Source organism: Bradyrhizobium liaoningense (genome assembly GCF_018130825.1).
In the GTDB taxonomy this organism is placed as follows: domain Bacteria; phylum Pseudomonadota; class Alphaproteobacteria; order Rhizobiales; family Xanthobacteraceae; genus Bradyrhizobium; species Bradyrhizobium liaoningense_B.
In genome coordinates, this window is the sequence record NZ_JAFCJS010000001.1 from 164,479 (window position 1) to 183,407 (window position 18,929).

An 18,929-nucleotide genomic window follows, 5' to 3' on the forward strand; every position below is an offset into this window, starting at 1 on the left:
TCACGAATGCACGCCATAATGGCGTATGCAATTGACCTCGCGCCTTGCGCTGATGAACTGGCTGACCGGCCAGGGGCTCACGGGCCTGCCCGAAAACGAACTACTCAGAGGGTTCTGCGAGCGCTGCCGCGCCGAGGGCCTGCAGCTCTCGCGCGCCCTCGTCGTCATCGACACGCTGCATCCGATCTATGAGGGCCGCGGCTTCCTCTGGAGCGACCGCCCCAGCAACGAGAGCGACGCCTTCGAATATGGTTCGACCGCCGAGGGCGATGCCAACAAGAAGTGGCGCCGCTCGGTGTTCTTCCACATGCTCGAGCACGGCCATGACGAAATGCTGATCGATCTGGCCGACGCACCGTCGCTGGATTTCTCGCAGATCGGCGAGCTCGCGGAGAAGGGCCATAAGCACTATCTCGCCTTCGTGCATCGCTTCGGCGAGAACGGCGCGCTAGGCCTGATGGACTGCCTGTATTCCTGCTGGACCACGCGCCGCGACAGCGGCTTCAGCGAAGCCGAGCTGGAGTCCCTGCGCGATCTGGTGCCGGTGCTGGGGCTTGCGATCAAGTCGGCGCAGCAGGTCGACATCGCGCGCACGCTGGGACGGGTCTATCTCGGCCGCGGTGCCTCCGAGCAGGTGCTGGGCGGGCGCATCTCGCGCGGCGTCACCGAGCGCATCAACGCCGTGCTGTGGTATTCGGATTTACGCGGCTCGACCGGGATCAGCGAGAGCATCGGCCCCGACGAGATCATCCCGTTCCTCAACGACTATGCGCAGGCGGTGATCGACGCGATCCACGACGCCGGCGGCGACGTCCTGAAGCTGATCGGCGACGGTGTGCTCGCGATGTTCACCGGCGAGGACATGGCGGCCGCGCGCCGTGCCGCGCTGCGCGCCGAGCATCTGTTCCGCCAGAACGTCGCGGCGCTGAACGCGCGCCGGGCGGCGGACGGCCGTCCCACCACGTCGGCCTATATCGGCCTGCATGTCGGCGAGGTCTTCTACGGCAATATCGGCAGCGAGGACCGGCTCGATTTCACGGTGGTGGGCCCGACGGTGAACGAGGTCAGCCGCATCGCCTCGATGAGCCGCTCGGTCGATCGCGAGCTCTTGGCATCAGCGGAATTCTACAAGGGCCTGGATGCCGCCGGCCGCCGCTATCTCGTCTCCACCGGCCGCTACGCGCTGCGTGGCATCGGCCGCGCGCAGGACCTCTACACGCTCGATCCCGATGTCGATGCCAGCGAGCCGGTGACGGGCAGCTACGAGCGATATCTGGCGGGTTAGGCCCGACTGCTTCTCCAACGTCGTCCTGGCGAAAGCCAGGACCCATAACCACCGGCCTGGGTTTTGCGAAGACTAGTGGTTACCGGCTCGCCTCAAATTTCTCCCTGGGGTAATGGGTCCTGGCTTTCGCCAGGACGACGATGGAGATGTTGCGTCATTTTCCCCAATCGCGACGCGGCTAACACCGCACCGCCACCTCATCCCCCACCATGTCCGGCTGTCGGTCGAGCGTCGCGGCCGGAGACAGCAGGATCACCAGCGCCTGCGCGCCGAACACGGCGGCGGCGAGATAGAGGCACGCTTCGGCGCTCCAGAAGCCGCCGACGATTGCGCCAAGTGCCGAGCCGAGCGGGCGGGCGCCATAGCTCATGATGTTGATGGCGGAGACGCGGCCGAGCAGCCGCGGCGGCGTCACCGACTGGCGCAGCGTCGTGGTCGAGATCACCCACAGGATCGGCCCGACGCCGAGCAGGAAGAAGCTCAAGCCAGCGAGCCAGGGCGAGGGGACCAGCACCGTGAGCGCCATCACCACCGAGGCGACGAACCCCGTGACCGGGCCGAGGCCGACGACGGTGCCGAAGGCGATGCGCTGCATCACGCGCGTGGCGAGGAGCGCGCCGATCACCATGCCGACGCCGTACATCGTCAGCACCGTGCCGACGCCGGCGGCGGTCAGGCCGAGATGGCGCACCGCATAGGGCACGAACACTGCGATCTGGAGAAACCAGCCGGTGTTGAAAATGAACTGGGTGATGAACACCGGCCGCAGCAGCGGATGGTGGAACACGAAGGCCGCGCCTTCACGGATCTCCTGGAATGGATGGCGCCGTGGCATCGGCGCGCGGGCGGGCTCGTAGATGCCGGAGAGCAGGCCCACGGCGACGGCCGAAAGCGCCGCGGCAAAGCCGAAGGCGAGGCTCGCGCCCCACCAGCCGACCAGCGCGCCGCCGAGCGCAGGTCCGCTGGCAAAGGCAATGGTGCGTGCAAGCTCGATCCGGGCATTCGCTGCGGGCAACAGATCCGCCCTGACCAGCGAGGGCACCAGCGCCGGCGCGGCGACGCTGTAGACGACGGTGCCGCATACCGCGGCAAAGCCGAGCAGCGACAGCAGCGACAGATTGAGCGCGCCGAGCACGAGCAGCAGCACGATGGCCGCGAGCGCCGCCGCCCGCAGCGCCTCGGCCCCTGCCATCAGCGCGCGGCGCGAGATGCGGTCGGCGAGCAGGCCGGCCGGAATGGCGAACAGCACGAAGGGCAGGGTCAGCGCTGTCTGCAGCACCCCGGTCTGGCCCTCGGCGACCCCCAGCGTCAGCACGGCGACGATCGGAGCGGCGGCCAGCGCGATCTGCTCGGCGGACTGCGCGGCGAGATTGGACCAGGCGAGGCGGCTGAAGGTGTCAGGGAGGCGCGGCGAATTTGACATGGCTCATTTCCTGCAAAGTCGGATTGGCGCCAGTATTCGCGCCCGACGCCGGTCAAACCCACCCGCTTTCCGACACGGCGGGGCAAAACGCGGCCGCACCGGGAACTGATGCGGCTAGATGCAGTTGCAAATGAGTTGCAATAAGCCCCGACTTCGGTATTCTGACCGCATGGATGCCCGATCGCCTGATTTGACCCCCAATGCCGCCGGCTGGCGCGCTGACGCGCCAGCCACCAAAAGCCTCGCCGAAGTGAACGCCACGGTCGCCATTCCGGTCGCGGCCCAGTGGTGGCGGCGGCTGCTCGCCTTTGTCGGTCCGGGCTATCTCGTCTCGGTCGGCTACATGGACCCCGGCAACTGGGCGACCGACCTCGCCGGCGGCTCGAAGTTCGGCTACACGCTGCTCTCGGTCATCCTGCTTTCGAACTTGATGGCGATCCTGCTGCAGTCGCTGGCGGCGCGGCTCGGCATCGTCACCGACCGCGATCTGGCGCAGGCCTGCCGCGCCACCTATTCGCCGGCGGTGAACTTTTTGCTTTGGCTTGCCTGCGAGGCGGCGATCATCGCCTGTGATCTCGCCGAGGTGATCGGCACCGCGATCGCGCTGAAACTCCTGTTCGGCATTCCCCTGATTGGCGGCGCATTGCTCGCAGCGCTCGACGCGTTCCTGCTGCTCATCCTGATGAACCGCGGCTTCCGCTTCCTCGAGGCCTTCGTCATCGCGCTGCTGGCGGTGATCGCGGCCTGCTTCGTGGTCCAGATCGCGGCGGCGGCCCCGCCGGTCGCTGAGGTCCTGCACGGCTTTGTGCCGAAGAGCGAGATCTTCACCAATCCGGAGATGCTCTACATCGCGATCGGCATCATCGGTGCCACCGTGATGCCGCACAATCTCTATCTGCACTCCTCGATCGTGCAGACGCGTGCCTATGAGCGCAACGACGAGGGCCGCCGCGAGGCGATCAAATGGGCGACGACGGACTCCACCATCGCCCTGATGCTGGCGCTGTTCATCAACGCCGCGATCCTCGTCGTGGCGGCCGCGACCTTCCACAAGAGCGGCCATGCCGACGTCGCCGAGATCGGCCAGGCCTTCGAGCTGCTGTCGCCGCTGCTCGGCCTCGGCATCGCCTCGACGCTGTTCGCGGTGGCGCTGCTCGCCTCGGGTCTCAACTCGACCGTCACTGCGACGCTCGCCGGCCAGATCGTGATGGAGGGCTTTCTCGACCTGCGCCTGCCGAGCTGGGCACGCCGCCTCTTGACGCGCGGCATCGCGATCATTCCGGTGATCATCGTCACCGCGATCTATGGCGAGCGCGGCACGGCGGATTTGCTGGTGTTCAGCCAGGTCGTGCTGTCGATGCAGCTGCCCTTCGCCGTCATCCCGCTGGTCCGCTTCGTCTCCGACCGGCGCAAGATGGGCCAGTTCGCGATCCCAGTGTCCGTCGCCGCGATCGCGTGGATCGTCGCGGGCGTGATCGTGGTTTTGAATCTGAAGCTGCTGGCGGATACGCTGTTCGGGTGATGTTGTCACGACGCAGCTGTCATCGCCCGGTTCAACCGGGCGATCCAGTATTCCAGAGACGGTTGTGATTGAGCCGAGAAGCCGCGGCGTACTGGATGCCCCGGTCAAGCCGGGGCATGACAGAAAGCTAATCCTGCGGCTCGGACGCCGTATCTCCCTGCGCGTCGATGCGCAGCCAGCCCGAGGGAGCGAGCCGCTGCTGCGGCAGGAAGCGGGCCTTGTAGTCCATCTTCTTGGAGCCTTCGATCCAGTAGCCGAGATAGACGTAAGGCAGGCCCTGACGTCGCGCGCGCGCGATGTGGTCGAGGATCATGAAGGTGCCCATCGAGCGGCTGACCTGGCTCGGCTCGAAGAAAGAATAGACCATCGACAGGCCGTCGCTGAGCACGTCGGTGAGTGCGACTGCGATCAGCTCATCGCCGCGGCCGGTGATGCCGCTGTCGGGGCCGCGTTTGCGGTACTCGATGATGCGGGTCTCGACATGGCTGTCCTCGACCATCATGGCGTAGTCGAGCACGGTCATGTCGGCCATGCCGCCGTGGCGGTGGCGGGCGTCGAGATAGGCGCGGAACACCGAATATTGCTCGGAGGTCGGCACTGCGCTGCGCTGCTCGCCGATGATGTCGGCGTTGCGCGCCATCACCTTGCGGAAGTTGCGCGAGGGCCGGAACTCGTTGGCGATGACCCGGACCGAGACGCAGGCGCGGCACTGGTCGCAGGCCGGCCGGTAGGCGATCGACTGGCTGCGGCGGAAGCCGCCATGGGTCAGGAGGTCGTTGAGGTCGCCGGCGCGCTCCCCCACGAGGTGCGTAAACACCTTGCGCTCATGCCGGCCCGGCAGATACGGGCAGGGGGATGGCGCCGTAAGGTAAAATTGGGGGGTGTCGCGCGAGTGCTGGGTCAAGGGACGTCGTGGGCCTCCGAAATGAGTATCAGCATCGCGCTACGGAAGCTCTCGGTCAATCGGTCTGCTCGGCAGGTCAGATCAGTCAGCTTAGTGGGTCCTGGTTGACAGGCCGTTGATCAATACGGTCTGGCCGCTTGGGGCGCGGGCGCGCGGACGGAGTTGTTGATCACGACCGTTCCCAGCACGAAATCGTGCAGCAGGCGCCGGCGGCCGTTGAACGGGCCGACCAGAACCACGAAGGGCGACAGGAACGAGACCGTCACCCAGAACAGCACGGCATGGGTGGCGCCGAGTACGAAATAGCCAGGCGCGCCGTACCAGGTGCGCAGCTCCAGATCCATCACCCGCATGCCAATCGTTGCCGACGATGGACCGCCGATGCATGCGCCATAATAGACGATGGCCCAGATCACAGAGGCCGGCCAGGCCAGCCAGAACAGCGCCCAGCCGATGCCGAGCGTGACCACCCCGAACAGCGCGATGAAGATGTAGCCGAGGATGACGGGAACGGAGATCACGACCATGTCGATCAGGAACGCGAAAACGCGCCGCGTCGCGACACCCCGGAACAGTTCCGGGTGGAGATAGGGATCGTAGGCGTGCGGTTGCATGGCGCCGTCGTTGCGCCAAGCACCTGAATTACCCGAGTCCGACATAGTCCGTTCTCCAGCGAAGCCCCCGTCGCAGGACATGGGAACAGGCCATCCCCGTGCCAAGGGCGCGCGGGTGCCAACAAGCCGAAATATTCCGGCGATTCGGGGGCGGATGGGGCCGCTGGCGCGGAAGCCGTAGGGTGGGCAAAGGCGCGTTAGCGCCGTGCCCACCATTGCCTGCTGTCGTGCACGATGGATGGATTGGTGGGCACGCTTGCGCTTTGCCCACCCTACGGCACCTTATCCCTGGCTGCGCAGCTTCTCCGCCACCCGCGGCGCAAAATAGCTGAGCACGCCGTCGGCGCCGGCGCGTTTGAAGGCGACGAGGCTCTCCATCATCGCGCGCTCGCCGTCGAGCCAGCCGTTGTTGGCGGCGGCTGCGATCATCGCGTATTCGCCGGAGACCTGGTAGGCGAAGGTCGGCATCGCAAAGGTGTCCTTCACGCGGCGGACGACGTCGAGATAGGGCATGCCGGGCTTCACCATCACCATGTCGGCGCCCTCGGCGATGTCGAGTTCGACCTCGCGCAGCGCTTCATCGGTGTTCGCGCTGTCCATCTGGTAGGTGCGCTTGTCCCCGGTGAGCGTCTTGGCCGAGCCGATCGCGTCGCGGAACGGACCGTAGAAGGCCGAGGCGTATTTGGCCGCATAGGCCATGATCTGCACGTCGAGCAGGCCAGCGCGATCCAGCCCCTCGCGGATCGCGGCGACGCGGCCGTCCATCATGTCGGAGGGGGCGATGATGTCGCAACCGGCTTCGGCCTGCACGAGCGCCTGACGCACGAGCACGGCCACCGTCTCGTCGTTCAGGATCTTGCCGTCGGAGATCAGGCCGTCATGGCCGTGGCTGGTGAAGGGATCGAGCGCGACGTCGCAGAGGATGCCGATCTCCGGAAACTCCTTCTTGATCGCGCGCACCGCCTGGCAGACCAGGTTGTTCGGATTGGTGGCTTCCGAGCCTTCCTCGTCGCGCAAGGAGGGGTCGGTGTAGGGAAACAGCGCGAGGCAGGGGATGGTGAGCTTCATCGCGCGCTCGGCCTCGCGTACGGCCTGGTCGACGCTGAGCCGGTCGACGCCCGGCATTGAGGCGACCTGCTCACGCTTGTTGTTGCCGTCGATCAGGAACAGCGGCCAGATCAGATCGTCGGTGGTGAGGACGTTCTCGCGCACCATCCGCCGGGCCCATTCGGCCTTGCGGTTGCGGCGCGGGCGGACGGTCAGATCGAGGGCAGGGGAGGCTGCTCCGCCATCCCGGCGCGACACCTCGCGCAATTCGATCGGACGTCCGTATTTGATCGCCATCATTCTTCCTCCGGCTGGAATTATTCTTATACCAGCTCGCATGGTTCCCGTCACCGCGGCTTGACCTGCCGCAAGGGATGGCAGCCGATTGATTTTGCGGGCCGAAGCAGCCAGAAGGAGCCCATGTCCGAGATCTCCACCCGCGATGCGGCCCGTGACAGTGCCAGGGACGCTGCCCGAGACAATGCCAGAGAGAGCGCGCTCTCGGTGGCGGCGATCTCATCGGAGCGGCCCGAGTCCGACGACAATGTCTGGACGCGGCGGCTCGTGCTGTTCCTGCGGGTGATGGCGCTGCTCTCGATCCTCAAGGGCCTCTATCACTGGGCGCAGGTGACCGGCTTCGTCGGCGGCGAGGACGAGGCGTTCGAGAACCAGTCGATGGCCTGGCAGGCCGCGACCGTCTATTTCGCCGTGATCGAGCTCGTCGCCGCCGTCGGCCTCTGGCTGGCCACGCCCTGGGGCGCGGTGGTGTGGCTGACCACCGTGGTGTCGATGGCGGTGATCGAGCTGATGTTCCCGGGAATTTACGGCGGCAGCCTGGTCGTGGTCGGTGTCGAGGTCTTCATGCTCGCCGCATATCTGGCGCTCGCCTGGATGGCCGCGCGCGAACGGCCGCCGTAGGCGACGTCGTCGCTCGAAAATACTCTTGTGCCCCGGACGCGACGCAGCACGCCGCTACTTGCGGCGTGATGCGTTGCAGAGCCGGGGCCCATCTATCGCAATCTCGCTTTGATACATCTGGGTCCCGGCTCTGCGCTCCGCTTCGCTGCGCTTGTCCGGGACACGAGTGTTGCGATTGGTTGACCGCTGGTTGCCTCGAATTTGCGGTAAGTTTTCACTAACCAGCGTGTTCCGCCACAGCCGTTACGCGCCCGTTTCGAAACGGGGCGGGGCTGTTCTGGAATGCGACAGCTGCGGCGGACGGAGGGTGAACAGGACCTTGCGAAGGTCAACAGAGGGTTGCGAAAAGTCCTTGTGGCACAGGCTTAATCAGCAATTCACTGTCTTAAATTCATGATCTCTTTATTCTCTTATTTAAGCCGATCTTCAAACGAGCCCCTTAAGTTGCACCTATCGGACGGGACACAAGTTTCGTCGAATAAGTGTCGATAAAAACGACAACAGGGGAAGTGTCATGATGAAAGCCGTCGCAACTGCGGCAGATACCGCAGAGCGCGTCTCCGGCCAGCAGGGTTCGGTGCAGTCGCTCTATCTGGAAGCTTTGACTCTGGTGGAGCGGCTGCATCGCCGGCTCCTCGACGTCATCAAGGACGAGTTCGATCGCCGCGGTCGCGCCGACATCAACTCGGTGCAGGCGCTCTTGCTTTACAACATCGGCGACAAGGAGCTGACTGCGGGCGAGCTGCGCACGCGCGGCTACTATCTCGGCTCCAACGTCTCCTACAATCTGAAGAAGCTCGTCGAGCTCGGCTTCCTCGATCATCAGCGCTCGCGCGTTGATCGCCGCTCGGTGCGCATCCGCCTGACCCCGCAGGGCCAGGAAGTCCGCCGCATCGTCGACGCGCTCTACCAGAAGCACGTCAAGACGGTCGAGCAGGTCGGCGGCATCTCGGGCGAGGAATTCTCGACCCTCAACAAGTCGCTGCACCGTCTCGAGCGGTTCTGGACCGACCAGATCCTGTACCGCCTCTGAGTTCCAAGGGATCAAGGCCAAGCCGGCCCGATAACAAGACCGGCAAGCCTCCCGAACGTGCCTGACCTCCCCAAGCGCATCGGCCCGGCTTCGCCCGGACCGGTGCGTTTTGCCATTTTGCAGTTGCGAAAAAATCGCCGTTCGGCTGGAACCAGATCCCGGCATCGCGGTTAGTCCTCTGGATCGGAGGATGCGATGCTGGGCGGGCGCGGGTTGCAGGCAATGAATGTCGAGCTCGTGAGCGAAGCTTATGCGATCGCCGCCAATTATCTCCGCCGCTCCGGCGCGATCCCCGACACGCTCGTCACCAACGAGCGCCTGCTCGAGATCATCATCAAGCTGATCCAGCACGGCGAATTCAACAAGATCAGGCTCGCCAACAAGGCGATCACGTGGTTCGAGACGCAATCCGAGGCCCGCGCGGTTGCCTGATCAAGACTCCCAAGATTTGAAAGAACCAGAGGGTGCAATGGAAGCTGCCATCGACCGCATCATGCAGACCTATGACCTGCTTGCCAACCGCACCGCTGCGGCCAGCGAGGAGGCACGGGAAAAGGTGACGACCTACATCAATACGTTGATGGAAGCGGGCGAGAAGGACCCGCACAGGTTGACGGTCTGCGGCCTGACCTATTTGCGCCAGCTCGACGGCAGCGTGGACCCGGTCAAGGCTGGGTATACGGGGCTTTAGGGGGCAGGCGGGGCGTCTCGGGGCTGGCCTTGGAAAGGCTTTAAGGGGCCGAAACGGACCTTTAAGGATATTCGGTGCGCAGGCGGCTTCCTCAAAACCGCTCGTGCGCTCCAATCCTCCAATCCCACCATATCTTGCATAAATATCGGGCCTGACCCGCAAATGCTTGGCCGGGGGCGGGCAATGTGGTAGATCGCGCGTGCTTCCGATCGCCACACCAGACCCGCCCGTAGCCCGCCAAAAGGCTGCGGCGGTGGAGATATTCGCAAGATGACCCTCGCAAAAACCGCCTCCGCGCCCGATTCGTTTTTCACCGCCTCGCTCGAGCAGGCCGACCCGGAAATCGCCGCCGCCATCAAGGGCGAGCTCGGCCGGCAGCGCCATGAGGTCGAGCTGATCGCCTCCGAGAACATCGTCAGCCGGGCCGTGCTGGAAGCGCAGGGTTCGGTGATGACCAACAAGTACGCAGAGGGTTATCCGGGCGCGCGGTATTACGGCGGTTGTGAGTGGGTCGACGTCGCCGAGAACCTCGCGATCGATCGCGCCAAGAAGCTGTTCGGCGCCAACTTCGCCAACGTTCAGCCGAACTCCGGCAGCCAGATGAACCAGGCGGTGTTCCTGGCGCTGCTCCAGCCCGGCGACACCTTCATGGGCCTCGATCTCGCGGCCGGCGGCCATCTCACCCACGGCTCGCCCGTCAACATGAGCGGCAAGTGGTTCAAGGCCGCGCACTACACCGTGCGCCGCGAAGACCAGATCATCGACATGGATGCGGTCGCCAAGCAGGCCGAAGAGGTCAAGCCGAAGCTGATCGTCGCCGGCGGCTCCGCCTATTCGCGCGCCTGGGACTTCAAGCGTTTCCGCGAGATCGCCGACAGCGTCGGCGCGTATCTCCTGGTCGACATGGCGCACTTCGCGGGCCTCGTTGCCGGCGGTGTGCATGCCTCGCCGGTGCCGTATGCGCACGTCACCACGACCACGACGCACAAGTCGCTGCGCGGTCCGCGCGGCGGCCTGATCCTCAGCAATGACGAGACGCTCGCCAAGAAGCTCAACTCGGCGATCTTCCCGGGTCTGCAGGGCGGCCCCTTGATGCACGTGATCGCTGCGAAGGCCGTTGCCTTTGGCGAGGCGCTGCGTCCGGACTTCAAGGTCTACGCCAAGAACGTCGTCGAGAACGCCAAGGCGCTGGCCGAGGCGATGAAGAGCCACGGGTTCGATATCGTCTCCGGCGGCACCGACAACCATCTGATGCTGGTCGACCTTCGGCCGAAGGGGCTGAAGGGCAACGTCTCGGAGAAGGCGCTGGTCCGTGCGGCCATCACCTGCAACAAGAACGGCATCCCGTTCGACCCCGAGAAACCCTTCGTGACCTCGGGCCTGCGTCTCGGCACTCCGGCCGCGACCACCCGCGGCTTCGGCGTCGCTGAATTCCAGCAGGTCGGCGGCATGATCGCCGAGGTCCTGAACGCGATCGCGCAGTCCTCCGACGGCAAGGCGCCGCTGGTCGAAGCCGCGATCAAGGAACGGGTCAAGGCGCTCACCGACCGGTTTCCGATCTACCAGTAAGGTCAGGCCAAGCGGATGCGGTGCCCGAACTGCAACAGTCTCGATACGCAGGTAAAGGACTCGCGTCCGACCGAGGACTCGTCCGTGATCCGCAGGCGACGCGTGTGCGTCGCCTGCAATTTCCGCTTCACCACCTTCGAACGCGTGCAGCTGCGCGAGCTCACGGTGATCAAGCGCAACGGCCGCCGCGTGCCGTTCGACCGCGACAAGCTGATGCGCTCGGTGCAGATCTCGCTGCGCAAGCGGCAGGTCGAACCCGAGCGGGTGGAGAAGATGGTCTCCACCATCGTGCGCGAGCTCGAGACCGGGGGCGAGGCCGAGATCTCCTCCGAGGTGATCGGCGAGACCGTGATGGAGCATCTGCGCACGCTCGACGACGTCGCCTATGTGCGCTTCGCCTCGGTCTATCGCAATTTCCGCGAGGCCAAGGATTTCGCCGACGTGCTCGGCGAGCTCTCCGGTGAGGAGGAAGCGCGGCTCGCCGCGATCCGCAAATGATCTTCCGCATCCTGGAGGATCAGTTCGCGCAGAAGGCCCGCGAGGCCAAGGACGCGGATCGCCGCTTCATGGAGCTGGCACTCTCGCTGGGTAGGCGCGGGCAGGGACGTACCTGGCCCAATCCGGCTGTGGGCGCGGTCATCGTGAAGGACGGCGTCATCGTCGGCCGTGGCTGGACGCAGCCCGGTGGGCGCCCGCATGGCGAGCCCGAGGCGCTGCGGCGCGCGGGCGAAGCGGCGCGGGGTGCCACGCTCTACGTGACGCTGGAGCCGTGCTCGCATTTCGGCAAGTCGCCGCCCTGCGCCGATGCGGTGATTGCCGCCGGGATCAAGCGCGTCGTGGCGGCGATCGAGGATCCCAATCCGGAAGTGGCGGGCCAGGGCCATGCGCGCTTGCGCGCCGCCGGCATCACGGTGGATGTCGGTCTTTGCGCGGCAGAGGCCGCGTTCGATCACGCCGGCCATTTCCGCCGCATCCGGGACAAGCGCCCGCATGTGATCCTGAAGCTCGCGGTCTCCCCCGACGGCAAGATCGGCGCCGCCGGCGGCAAGCCAGTCGCGATCACGGGGGAGGCCGTGCGCAATCGCGTGCATCTCTTGCGCGCGCAGAGCGACGCCATCCTGGTCGGCATCGGTACGGTGCTGGCCGATGATCCGCAGCTGAACTGCCGCCTGCCAGGCATGGAAGCGCGCTCGCCGGTGCGCGTGGTGCTCGACCGGAGCCTGCGCATACCCGCATCGAGCCAGCTGGTGCGCTCCGCGCGCGAGACGCCGCTTTGGGTGATCGCTTCCGAGCTTGCGGAAGCGGCCGCCGCGACCCGCCTTGGCGCTGCCGGTGCGCAAATCATGCGCATGCCTACGGGCAGTGCATCCGGGCTCGATCTGGCGGCCGTGCTGCATGCGCTGGCGGAGAAGGGCATCACGCGGCTGATGGTCGAAGGCGGCAGCCGCGTTGCGGCTTCGTTCGTCGCGGCCGATCTCGTCGACGAAATCTGGCTGTTCCGCGGGGCGGAAGCGGTCGGCGAGGGCGGCGTCGATGCGCTCGATGCATTGCCCCTGTCGAAAATCACGCAGTCGCAGGCCTACAAGGTTCATGCTAGCGAGACATTCGACAGGGATACTCTCACCATCTACGAGCACGCCTAGCATGTTCACCGGCATTGTCACCGATATCGGCGAGATCGTCAGCTTCACGCCGACGGCGCAGGGCCAACTGCACCGGCTGCGCATCGTCTGCCGCTACGATCAGACCACCATAGCCGACGGCGCCTCGATCGCCTGCAACGGCGTCTGCCTGACGGTGGTTGCCTCGGGCGTTGCGGACGGCAGGGATTCTACTCAAAAGACCTGGTTCGACGTCGATGCTGCCGCAGAGACACTGGCGCTGACGACGGCAAAGCACTGGAAGATGGGCACGAAGCTCAATCTCGAGCGCGCGCTGAAGATCGGCGACGAGCTCGGCGGCCATATCGTCGCCGGCCATGCCGATGGCATCGCCACCATCGTCAGTCGCGAGGACCTGCCCGACATGGCGCGGTTCGAGCTCTCGACGACGCGGGAGCTGGCGCGGTTCATCGCCACCAAGGGCTCGATCACGCTCGATGGTGTCTCCCTGACGATCAATACGGTTGCAGACGTGACCTTTTCGGTGCTGATCATCCCGCACACGCTGACGGTCACGACGATCGGCGGCTGGAAGGCGGGGGCCGAGGTCAATATCGAGGTCGACCTGATGGCCCGCTACGCAGCGCGGCTGACGGAAATGAAGTGACGGCAGAGCCGTCATTCCGGGGCGGCTCGAAGAGCCGAACTACGGTGCGCAATTGCGCACCTGAGAATCTCGAGATTCCGGGTTCGATGCTTCGCATCGCCCCGGAATGACAGTTTAAAACTTGGCTTAGCCTCTGGCGGCGACTACATAGGCCAACCCCTTTCGAAACGGATTGAACGATGGCAGACGCGCGGCGCGCACCCCTGAAGGACCAGACCGACATTTCCGGCGCACGGGCGCTGATTGTCGAGGCGCGGTTCTATGACGATCTCCAGGACGCGCTGCTGGACGGCGCGGTGACCGAGCTGAAGGCGGCCGGTCTGACGCACGACGTGATCACGGTTCCCGGCGCGCTGGAGATCCCGGCGGCGGTGGCGATCGCGGTCGATGCCGCGGCGGCGAACGGCAAGCCCTATGACGCGGTGGTCGCGCTCGGCTGCGTGATCCGCGGCGACACCATCCATTTCGAGATCGTCTCGCAGGAATCCTCGCGCGCGCTGATGGACCTCGCCGTGGCGCGCAAGCTGCCGCTCGGCAACGGCATCCTCACCGTCAACACCGAGGCGCAGGCCTGGGCGCGGGCGCGCGCCAGCGAGCTCAACAAGGGCGGCGATGCCGCGCGCGCGGCGCTGGCGATGCTGCGCATCAAACGCCGCCTGGCGCGGGCCTGAAGCCATGGCCGACAACACCAAGAAACCGGCGGGGCTCAGCGAGAAGAAGGCGAACCGCCGCGGTGCGGCGCGGCTCGCGGCCGTGCAGGCGCTGTACCAGATGGATATCGCCGGCGCCGGCATCAACGACATCTTCGCCGAGTTCGAGAGCCACTGGCTCGGCAACGAGGTCGAGGGCGACACCTATCTGCCGGCCGAAGCCGCCTTCTTCCGCGACGTCGTCTCGGGCGTCGTGCGCGACCAGAAGAAGCTGGATCCCCTGATCGACGAAGCGCTCTCGAAGGGCTGGCCGCTCAAGCGCATCGAGGCGATCCTGCGCGCGGTGCTACGGGCCGGGGCCTACGAGCTCCAGCACCGCAAGGACGTGCCGGGCCGCGTCGTCGTCTCCGAATATGTCGACGTCGCCAATGCCTTTGTCGACCGCGAGGAGACCGGCATGGTCAACGCGGTGCTCGACCAGATCGGCCGCCAGTTTCGTGGCGACGAGTTCGGGCGGGGGTAATTGAGACAACGACTTCCGCCGTAGCCGTCACCCTGAGGTGCCGGAGCGAAGCGGAGGCCTCGAAGGGCGGCGGCGTGCCATTAAAGGTGCACCTCGGCCGTGCATCCTTCGAGGCTCGCAAGAGCTCGCACCTCAGGATGACGGGTTTACTGTCGTGACACAAGACAGAACACAGCCCTCCGCCGAAGACTCCCTCATCGCGCGCTATTTCAAGCCGCTGGCGACCGATCCCGGTGCGTTCGGGCTGGTCGACGACGCCGCGATCCTGTCCTCATCCGGCGACGACATCGTCGTCACCACCGATGCCGTGGTCGAGGGCGTGCATTATCTTGCCGCCGATCCCCCTGACACCATCGCGCGCAAGGCGCTGCGGGTGAATCTGTCCGATCTTGCCGCCAAGGGCGCAGCGCCCGCCGGCTTCGTGCTGACGCTGGCGCTGCGCAGCAAGGAAGACTCCTGGCTCCGGCCGTTTGCGGACGCGCTCGGCGAGGACGCGAAAGCCTTCGCCTGTCCGCTGCTGGGCGGCGACACGGTGTCGACGCCGGGACCGCAGATGATCTCGATCACCGCTTTCGGCCGTGTGCCGAAGGGACGCATGGTCGGCCGCACCGGCGCTAGGGCCGGCGACCGCATCCTGGTGACAGGCACGATCGGTGATGCCGCGCTCGGTCTAGGCGTGCTCACCGGCGGCGCAGCGGCTGAGGCGCTGGCGTCCGATCCCGCTGGAAGAGAAGCCTTGATCTCGCGCTATCGTATCCCGCAGCCGCGCAACGCGCTGGCGCTGGCCGTGCGCGACCATGCGTCGGCCGCGATGGACGTCTCCGATGGCCTTGCCGGCGATCTGACCAAACTCTGTGCGGCGTCCGGCGTCTCGGCCACGGTCGACGTGGCGAGCGTGCCGCTTTCGGCGACCGCAGCAAGCCTCGTCGCCCGCAACGTTGTTTGTGTTGAGACGCTGCTGGCCGGGGGCGACGATTACGAGGTCCTGTGCACTGTTCCGCCGGCGCAAAGCGATGCGTTGATCGCAGCCGGTCGGGCCGCGGGCCTTTCCGTTGCCGCGATCGGCACGATCGTCGCGGGCCAGGAGCGGCCACGCTTCCTCGACGGGCAGGGGCGAGAACTGACCTTGAAGCGGCTGTCCTACAGTCACTTCTAGGAATTGCTCCAAACCGGCATCCTGGTTCTCGGGACTTGGCCTAAATACCTGCCGAGATCGGCCTTTTCGGCTCTATCCGGCGTTGCACCCTCAATTTGATTTTGGCAAGCTTGTGACCGACTGGAGCCGCCCCTTCGGGAAAGGGGCGGCTTTGTTCAAAATCAAGGCGCCGCACCGCACGACGGACAACAAAAGGCGCCGGGGGTACATCAAGGATCTGAGGCAAAAATCACATGACAGCATTATGGTTGATAGTGCTCTGCGGAGTGCTTTCCGTCGTCTACGCGATTTGGGCGACGTCTTCGGTGTTAGGCGCGGATGCGGGGTCGCCGCGCATGCAGGAGATCGCGGGGGCGGTGCGCGAAGGCGCACAGGCCTATCTCCGGCGCCAGTACACCACGATCGGTATCGTCGGCATCGTCATCTTCGTGCTGCTTGCCTATTTCCTTGGCCTCTATGTCGCGATCGGTTTTGCCATCGGCGCCATCCTGTCGGGGGCGGCCGGCTTCATCGGCATGAACGTCTCGGTCCGCGCTAATGTGCGCACCGCCCAGGCGGCGACGACGTCGCTGGCCGGCGGCCTTGAACTCGCCTTCAAGGCGGGTGCCATCACCGGGCTCCTGGTGGCGGGTCTCGCGCTGCTCGGTGTGACCCTCTATTTCGGCTTCCTCGTCCATTCGCTGAAGCTCGCGCCCGATAGCCGCACGGTGGTCGACGCGATGGTGGCGCTCGGCTTCGGCGCCTCGCTGATCTCGATCTTCGCCCGTCTCGGCGGCGGCATCTTCACCAAGGGTGCCGACGTCGGCGGCGACCTCGTCGGCAAGGTCGAGGCCGGCATTCCCGAGGACGACCCGCGCAACCCCGCGACCATCGCCGACAACGTCGGTGACAACGTGGGCGACTGCGCCGGCATGGCCGCCGACCTGTTCGAGACCTACGCGGTGACCGCGGTCGCCACCATGGTGCTCGCGGCGATCTTCTTCGCCAAGACGCCGATCCTCGCCAACATGATGACGCTGCCGCTCGCCATCGGCGGCATCTGCATCATCACCTCGATCATCGGCACCTTCTTCGTCAAGCTCGGGCCGAGCCAGTCGATCATGGGGGCACTCTACAAGGGCCTGATCGCAACCGGCGTCCTGTCGCTGATCGGCATCGGCGGCGTGATCTACGCCCTGATCGGCTTCGGCAAGCTCGACGGCGTCGACTACACCGGCATGGCGCTGTTCGAATGCGGCGTGGTCGGTCTCATCGTCACCGCGCTGATCATCTGGATCACCGAATACTACACCGGAACCGACTATCGTCCGGTGAAGTCGATTGCCCAGGCGTCGGTGACCGGTCACGGCACCAACGTGATCCAGGGCCTTGCCGTCTCGATGGAGGCGACCGCGCTGCCCGCGATCGTCATCATCGCCGGCATCCTCGTTACCTACAGCCTGGCCGGCCTGTTCGGCATCGCGATCGCGACCGCCACCATGCTGGCGCTGGCCGGCATGGTCGTCGCGCTCGACGCCTTCGGCCCCGTCACCGACAACGCCGGCGGCATCGCCGAGATGGCGGGCCTGCCCAAGGAGGTGCGCAAGTCGACCGACGCGCTCGACGCGGTCGGCAACACCACCAAGGCGGTGACCAAGGGCTACGCGATCGGCTCGGCCGGTCTCGGCGCGCTGGTGCTGTTTGCGGCCTATAACGAAGACCTCAAGTTCTTCGTCGCGAGCAAGACCCCGTACTTCGTCGGCGTCGCTCCGGACTTCTCGCTCAACAACCCCTACGTCGTCGTCGGCCTGCTGTTCGGCGGCCTGCTGCCGTACCTGTTCGGCGCGATGGGCATGACCGCGGTGGGCCGTGCGGCCGGCGCGATCGTCGAGGAAGTGCGGCGTCAGTTCCGCGAAAAACCCGGCATCATGCAGGGCACCGACAAGCCGGACTATGGCAAGGCGGTCGACCTGCTGACCAAGGCGGCGATCAAGGAAATGATCATCCCGTCGCTGCTGCCGGTGCTGTCGCCGATCTTCGTCTATTTCGTGATCTACGCGATCGCGGGTGGGGGCGCGGCCGGCAAGTCGGCGGCGTTCTCCGCCGTCGGCGCGATGCTGCTCGGCGTCATCGTGACGGGCCTGTTCGTCGCGATCTCCATGACCTCGGGCGGCGGTGCCTGGGACAACGCCAAGAAGTACATCGAGGACGGCCATTTCGGCGGCAAGGGCAGCGATGCCCACAAGTCCGCCGTCACCGGCGACACCGTCGGCGATCCCTACAAGGACACGGCGGGTCCCGCGGTGAACCCGATGATCAAGATCACCAACATCGTGGCGCTCCTGCTGCTGGCGATCCTGGCGCACTGAGCGGCGATAACGAGACAAGACGAAACCCCGCGGCGCGAGCCGCGGGGTTTTTGTTTGGTGGGTGGGCTGCGCAGGGTGGATTAGCCCTGCGGGTTGTTGGTCTGCGCCTGGCTGAGAAGCCATATCTCCAAGCGCCTTATCGTATCGGCACGTGATTTATGCCCGCCTTTTGTGACAAGGTAATAGCCCTCGGGAAGAGGGACTGTTGCGTCGAGAGCGCGAAGGCGACCGCTCGCAAGATGGGGCGCAGCATAGGCGAGATCCATCGCTGCTATGCCCGCACCAGCTAGCGCGGCATCCATGGCCTGGGCTCGGGTCTCTACCACGACGCTCCGACCGGGTGGATCACCGACCTTACCTGATAAGCGCCACCAACGATTCCAATCGCGAAAGCGGGAGCGCGCGCGGATGACGGTACTATTGCTCGAAAGCTCAGAGATATGCGGGTGAGCGACGGGAAGCAAAGTTTCGTTGAACAGGCGAGTTGCCGTGAGGCCTTTCCAATCGCCGAGGCCATGTCGAATAGCGCAGTCGAAGTCTTCGTTCGTAAGATCGATCGTCCGGGTCGTCGTCGAGATCGCCAACTCCACATCGGGGTTCAGGTGTTGCCAATCCGGAAGGCGCGGGATCAACCAGTGTGAAGCGAAAGTCGCAACGGTGCTGATCCTCAGTTGCCCACGCCGGCGCCGAAGGGGTGTCACTGCTGCTTCGATGCGGTCGAGCGCGTCACCCATAACCATCAGAAGGGATTCGGCGTCTTCGGTCAGTTTGCCGCATCGACCGACTTGGCGGACGAGCGTGACGCCAAGCTGACGCTCCAATTCTGCAATCCTGTGCGACAGTGCCGATCGCGTCACGCCAAGCGTTTCGGCCGCCTTGGATAGGCTTGGCGCCTTCTTCAGCGCCGCAAGTGCCTGCAAGCCCCTTGTCGAAGGCAGATCCATACTAATGTTCCCCGACACAACGTGTGAATATATC

The 18,929-nt window shown here is 65.4% G+C and carries 19 protein-coding genes; 14 read left to right on the top strand and 5 right to left on the bottom strand.

Annotated elements, in window-relative coordinates:
* The first annotated feature begins 25 nt into the window (after nt 1-25).
* Complete coding sequence (locus JQ603_RS00825; RefSeq protein WP_212335901.1) at nt 26-1,285, top strand: adenylate/guanylate cyclase domain-containing protein; 1,260 nt, start codon at nt 26-28, stop codon at nt 1,283-1,285.
* A gap of 178 nt (nt 1,286-1,463) precedes the next feature.
* Here the strand turns inward: JQ603_RS00825 and JQ603_RS00830 are convergent, their stop codons facing one another.
* Complete coding sequence (locus JQ603_RS00830; protein WP_212335902.1) at nt 1,464-2,708, bottom strand: MFS transporter; 1,245 nt, start codon at nt 2,706-2,708, stop codon at nt 1,464-1,466.
* A 169-nt stretch (nt 2,709-2,877) separates the two neighbouring features.
* Here JQ603_RS00830 and JQ603_RS00835 point away from each other — a divergent pair, with 169 nt between their 5' ends.
* A complete protein-coding gene (locus tag JQ603_RS00835; protein ID WP_212335903.1) occupies nt 2,878-4,230 on the top strand; it encodes an Nramp family divalent metal transporter in 1,353 nt (450 codons plus the stop codon).
* A gap of 127 nt (nt 4,231-4,357) precedes the next feature.
* Here JQ603_RS00835 and JQ603_RS00840 read toward each other — a convergent pair whose 3' ends face one another.
* From JQ603_RS00840 to hemB, 3 genes are all read right to left on the bottom strand, one after another.
* Entirely contained in the window at nt 4,358-5,134 is a 777-nt protein-coding gene (locus JQ603_RS00840) for an arginyltransferase (protein ID WP_212335904.1), read from the bottom strand.
* A gap of 119 nt (nt 5,135-5,253) precedes the next feature.
* Entirely contained in the window at nt 5,254-5,829 is a 576-nt protein-coding gene (locus JQ603_RS00845) for an RDD family protein (RefSeq protein WP_212335905.1), read from the bottom strand.
* A 201-nt stretch (nt 5,830-6,030) separates the two neighbouring features.
* The gene (hemB, locus tag JQ603_RS00850; protein WP_212338100.1) at nt 6,031-7,092 is read right to left on the bottom strand and encodes a porphobilinogen synthase; all 1,062 of its coding nucleotides are present in this window, start codon (nt 7,090-7,092) and stop codon (nt 6,031-6,033) included.
* Between the two features lie 123 nt (nt 7,093-7,215).
* Between hemB and JQ603_RS00855 the strand changes: the two genes are divergently transcribed.
* The 12 genes from JQ603_RS00855 to JQ603_RS00910 all read left to right on the top strand — a co-directional run bounded on the left by JQ603_RS00855 (nt 7,216) and on the right by JQ603_RS00910 (nt 17,951).
* Nucleotides 7,216-7,713 carry a DUF6163 family protein gene (locus tag JQ603_RS00855; RefSeq protein WP_212335906.1) on the top strand — a complete coding sequence of 166 codons (498 nt, stop codon included), beginning with the start codon at nt 7,216-7,218 and terminating at the stop codon, nt 7,711-7,713.
* A 514-nt stretch (nt 7,714-8,227) separates the two neighbouring features.
* Nucleotides 8,228-8,746: a transcriptional regulator LdtR gene (ldtR, locus tag JQ603_RS00860; protein WP_018320040.1), complete on the top strand. Its 519-nt coding sequence runs from the start codon at nt 8,228-8,230 to the stop codon at nt 8,744-8,746.
* Nucleotides 8,747-8,941: 195 nt separating this feature from the next.
* A complete protein-coding gene (locus JQ603_RS00865) occupies nt 8,942-9,178 on the top strand; it encodes a hypothetical protein (RefSeq protein ID WP_212335907.1) in 237 nt (78 codons plus the stop codon).
* A gap of 37 nt (nt 9,179-9,215) precedes the next feature.
* A complete protein-coding gene (locus tag JQ603_RS00870; protein ID WP_212335908.1) occupies nt 9,216-9,437 on the top strand; it encodes a hypothetical protein in 222 nt (73 codons plus the stop codon).
* Nucleotides 9,438-9,707: 270 nt separating this feature from the next.
* Nucleotides 9,708-11,006: a serine hydroxymethyltransferase gene (glyA, locus tag JQ603_RS00875; protein WP_212335909.1), complete on the top strand. Its 1,299-nt coding sequence runs from the start codon at nt 9,708-9,710 to the stop codon at nt 11,004-11,006.
* 15 nt (nt 11,007-11,021) lie between these two features.
* Nucleotides 11,022-11,504 (top strand): transcriptional regulator NrdR, encoded by a 483-nt coding sequence (nrdR, locus tag JQ603_RS00880; RefSeq protein WP_011087793.1) that lies wholly within the window; start codon nt 11,022-11,024, stop codon nt 11,502-11,504.
* Nucleotides 11,501-12,649, top strand: coding sequence for a bifunctional diaminohydroxyphosphoribosylaminopyrimidine deaminase/5-amino-6-(5-phosphoribosylamino)uracil reductase RibD (gene ribD, locus JQ603_RS00885; RefSeq protein ID WP_212335910.1), 1,149 nt, complete (start codon nt 11,501-11,503; stop codon nt 12,647-12,649). The genes nrdR and ribD overlap by 4 nt, the downstream gene beginning before the upstream one ends.
* A 1-nt stretch (nt 12,650) precedes the next feature.
* A complete protein-coding gene (locus JQ603_RS00890) occupies nt 12,651-13,274 on the top strand; it encodes a riboflavin synthase (RefSeq protein ID WP_212335911.1) in 624 nt (207 codons plus the stop codon).
* Between the two features lie 179 nt (nt 13,275-13,453).
* A complete protein-coding gene (ribH, locus tag JQ603_RS00895) occupies nt 13,454-13,945 on the top strand; it encodes a 6,7-dimethyl-8-ribityllumazine synthase (RefSeq protein ID WP_212335912.1) in 492 nt (163 codons plus the stop codon).
* Between the two features lie 4 nt (nt 13,946-13,949).
* Nucleotides 13,950-14,447, top strand: a complete 498-nt coding sequence (gene nusB, locus JQ603_RS00900) for a transcription antitermination factor NusB (RefSeq protein WP_212335913.1) — start codon at nt 13,950-13,952, stop codon at nt 14,445-14,447.
* 154 nt (nt 14,448-14,601) lie between these two features.
* Nucleotides 14,602-15,603 carry a thiamine-phosphate kinase gene (gene thiL / locus JQ603_RS00905; protein WP_212335914.1) on the top strand — a complete coding sequence of 334 codons (1,002 nt, stop codon included), beginning with the start codon at nt 14,602-14,604 and terminating at the stop codon, nt 15,601-15,603.
* A 233-nt stretch (nt 15,604-15,836) separates the two neighbouring features.
* Nucleotides 15,837-17,951, top strand: coding sequence for a sodium-translocating pyrophosphatase (locus JQ603_RS00910; RefSeq protein ID WP_212335915.1), 2,115 nt, complete (start codon nt 15,837-15,839; stop codon nt 17,949-17,951).
* An 80-nt stretch (nt 17,952-18,031) separates the two neighbouring features.
* On the opposite strand, the gene JQ603_RS00915 is transcribed toward JQ603_RS00910, so the two are convergent.
* Nucleotides 18,032-18,895 (bottom strand): LysR substrate-binding domain-containing protein, encoded by an 864-nt coding sequence (locus JQ603_RS00915; protein WP_212335916.1) that lies wholly within the window; start codon nt 18,893-18,895, stop codon nt 18,032-18,034.
* Nucleotides 18,896-18,929: the final 34 nt, after the last annotated feature.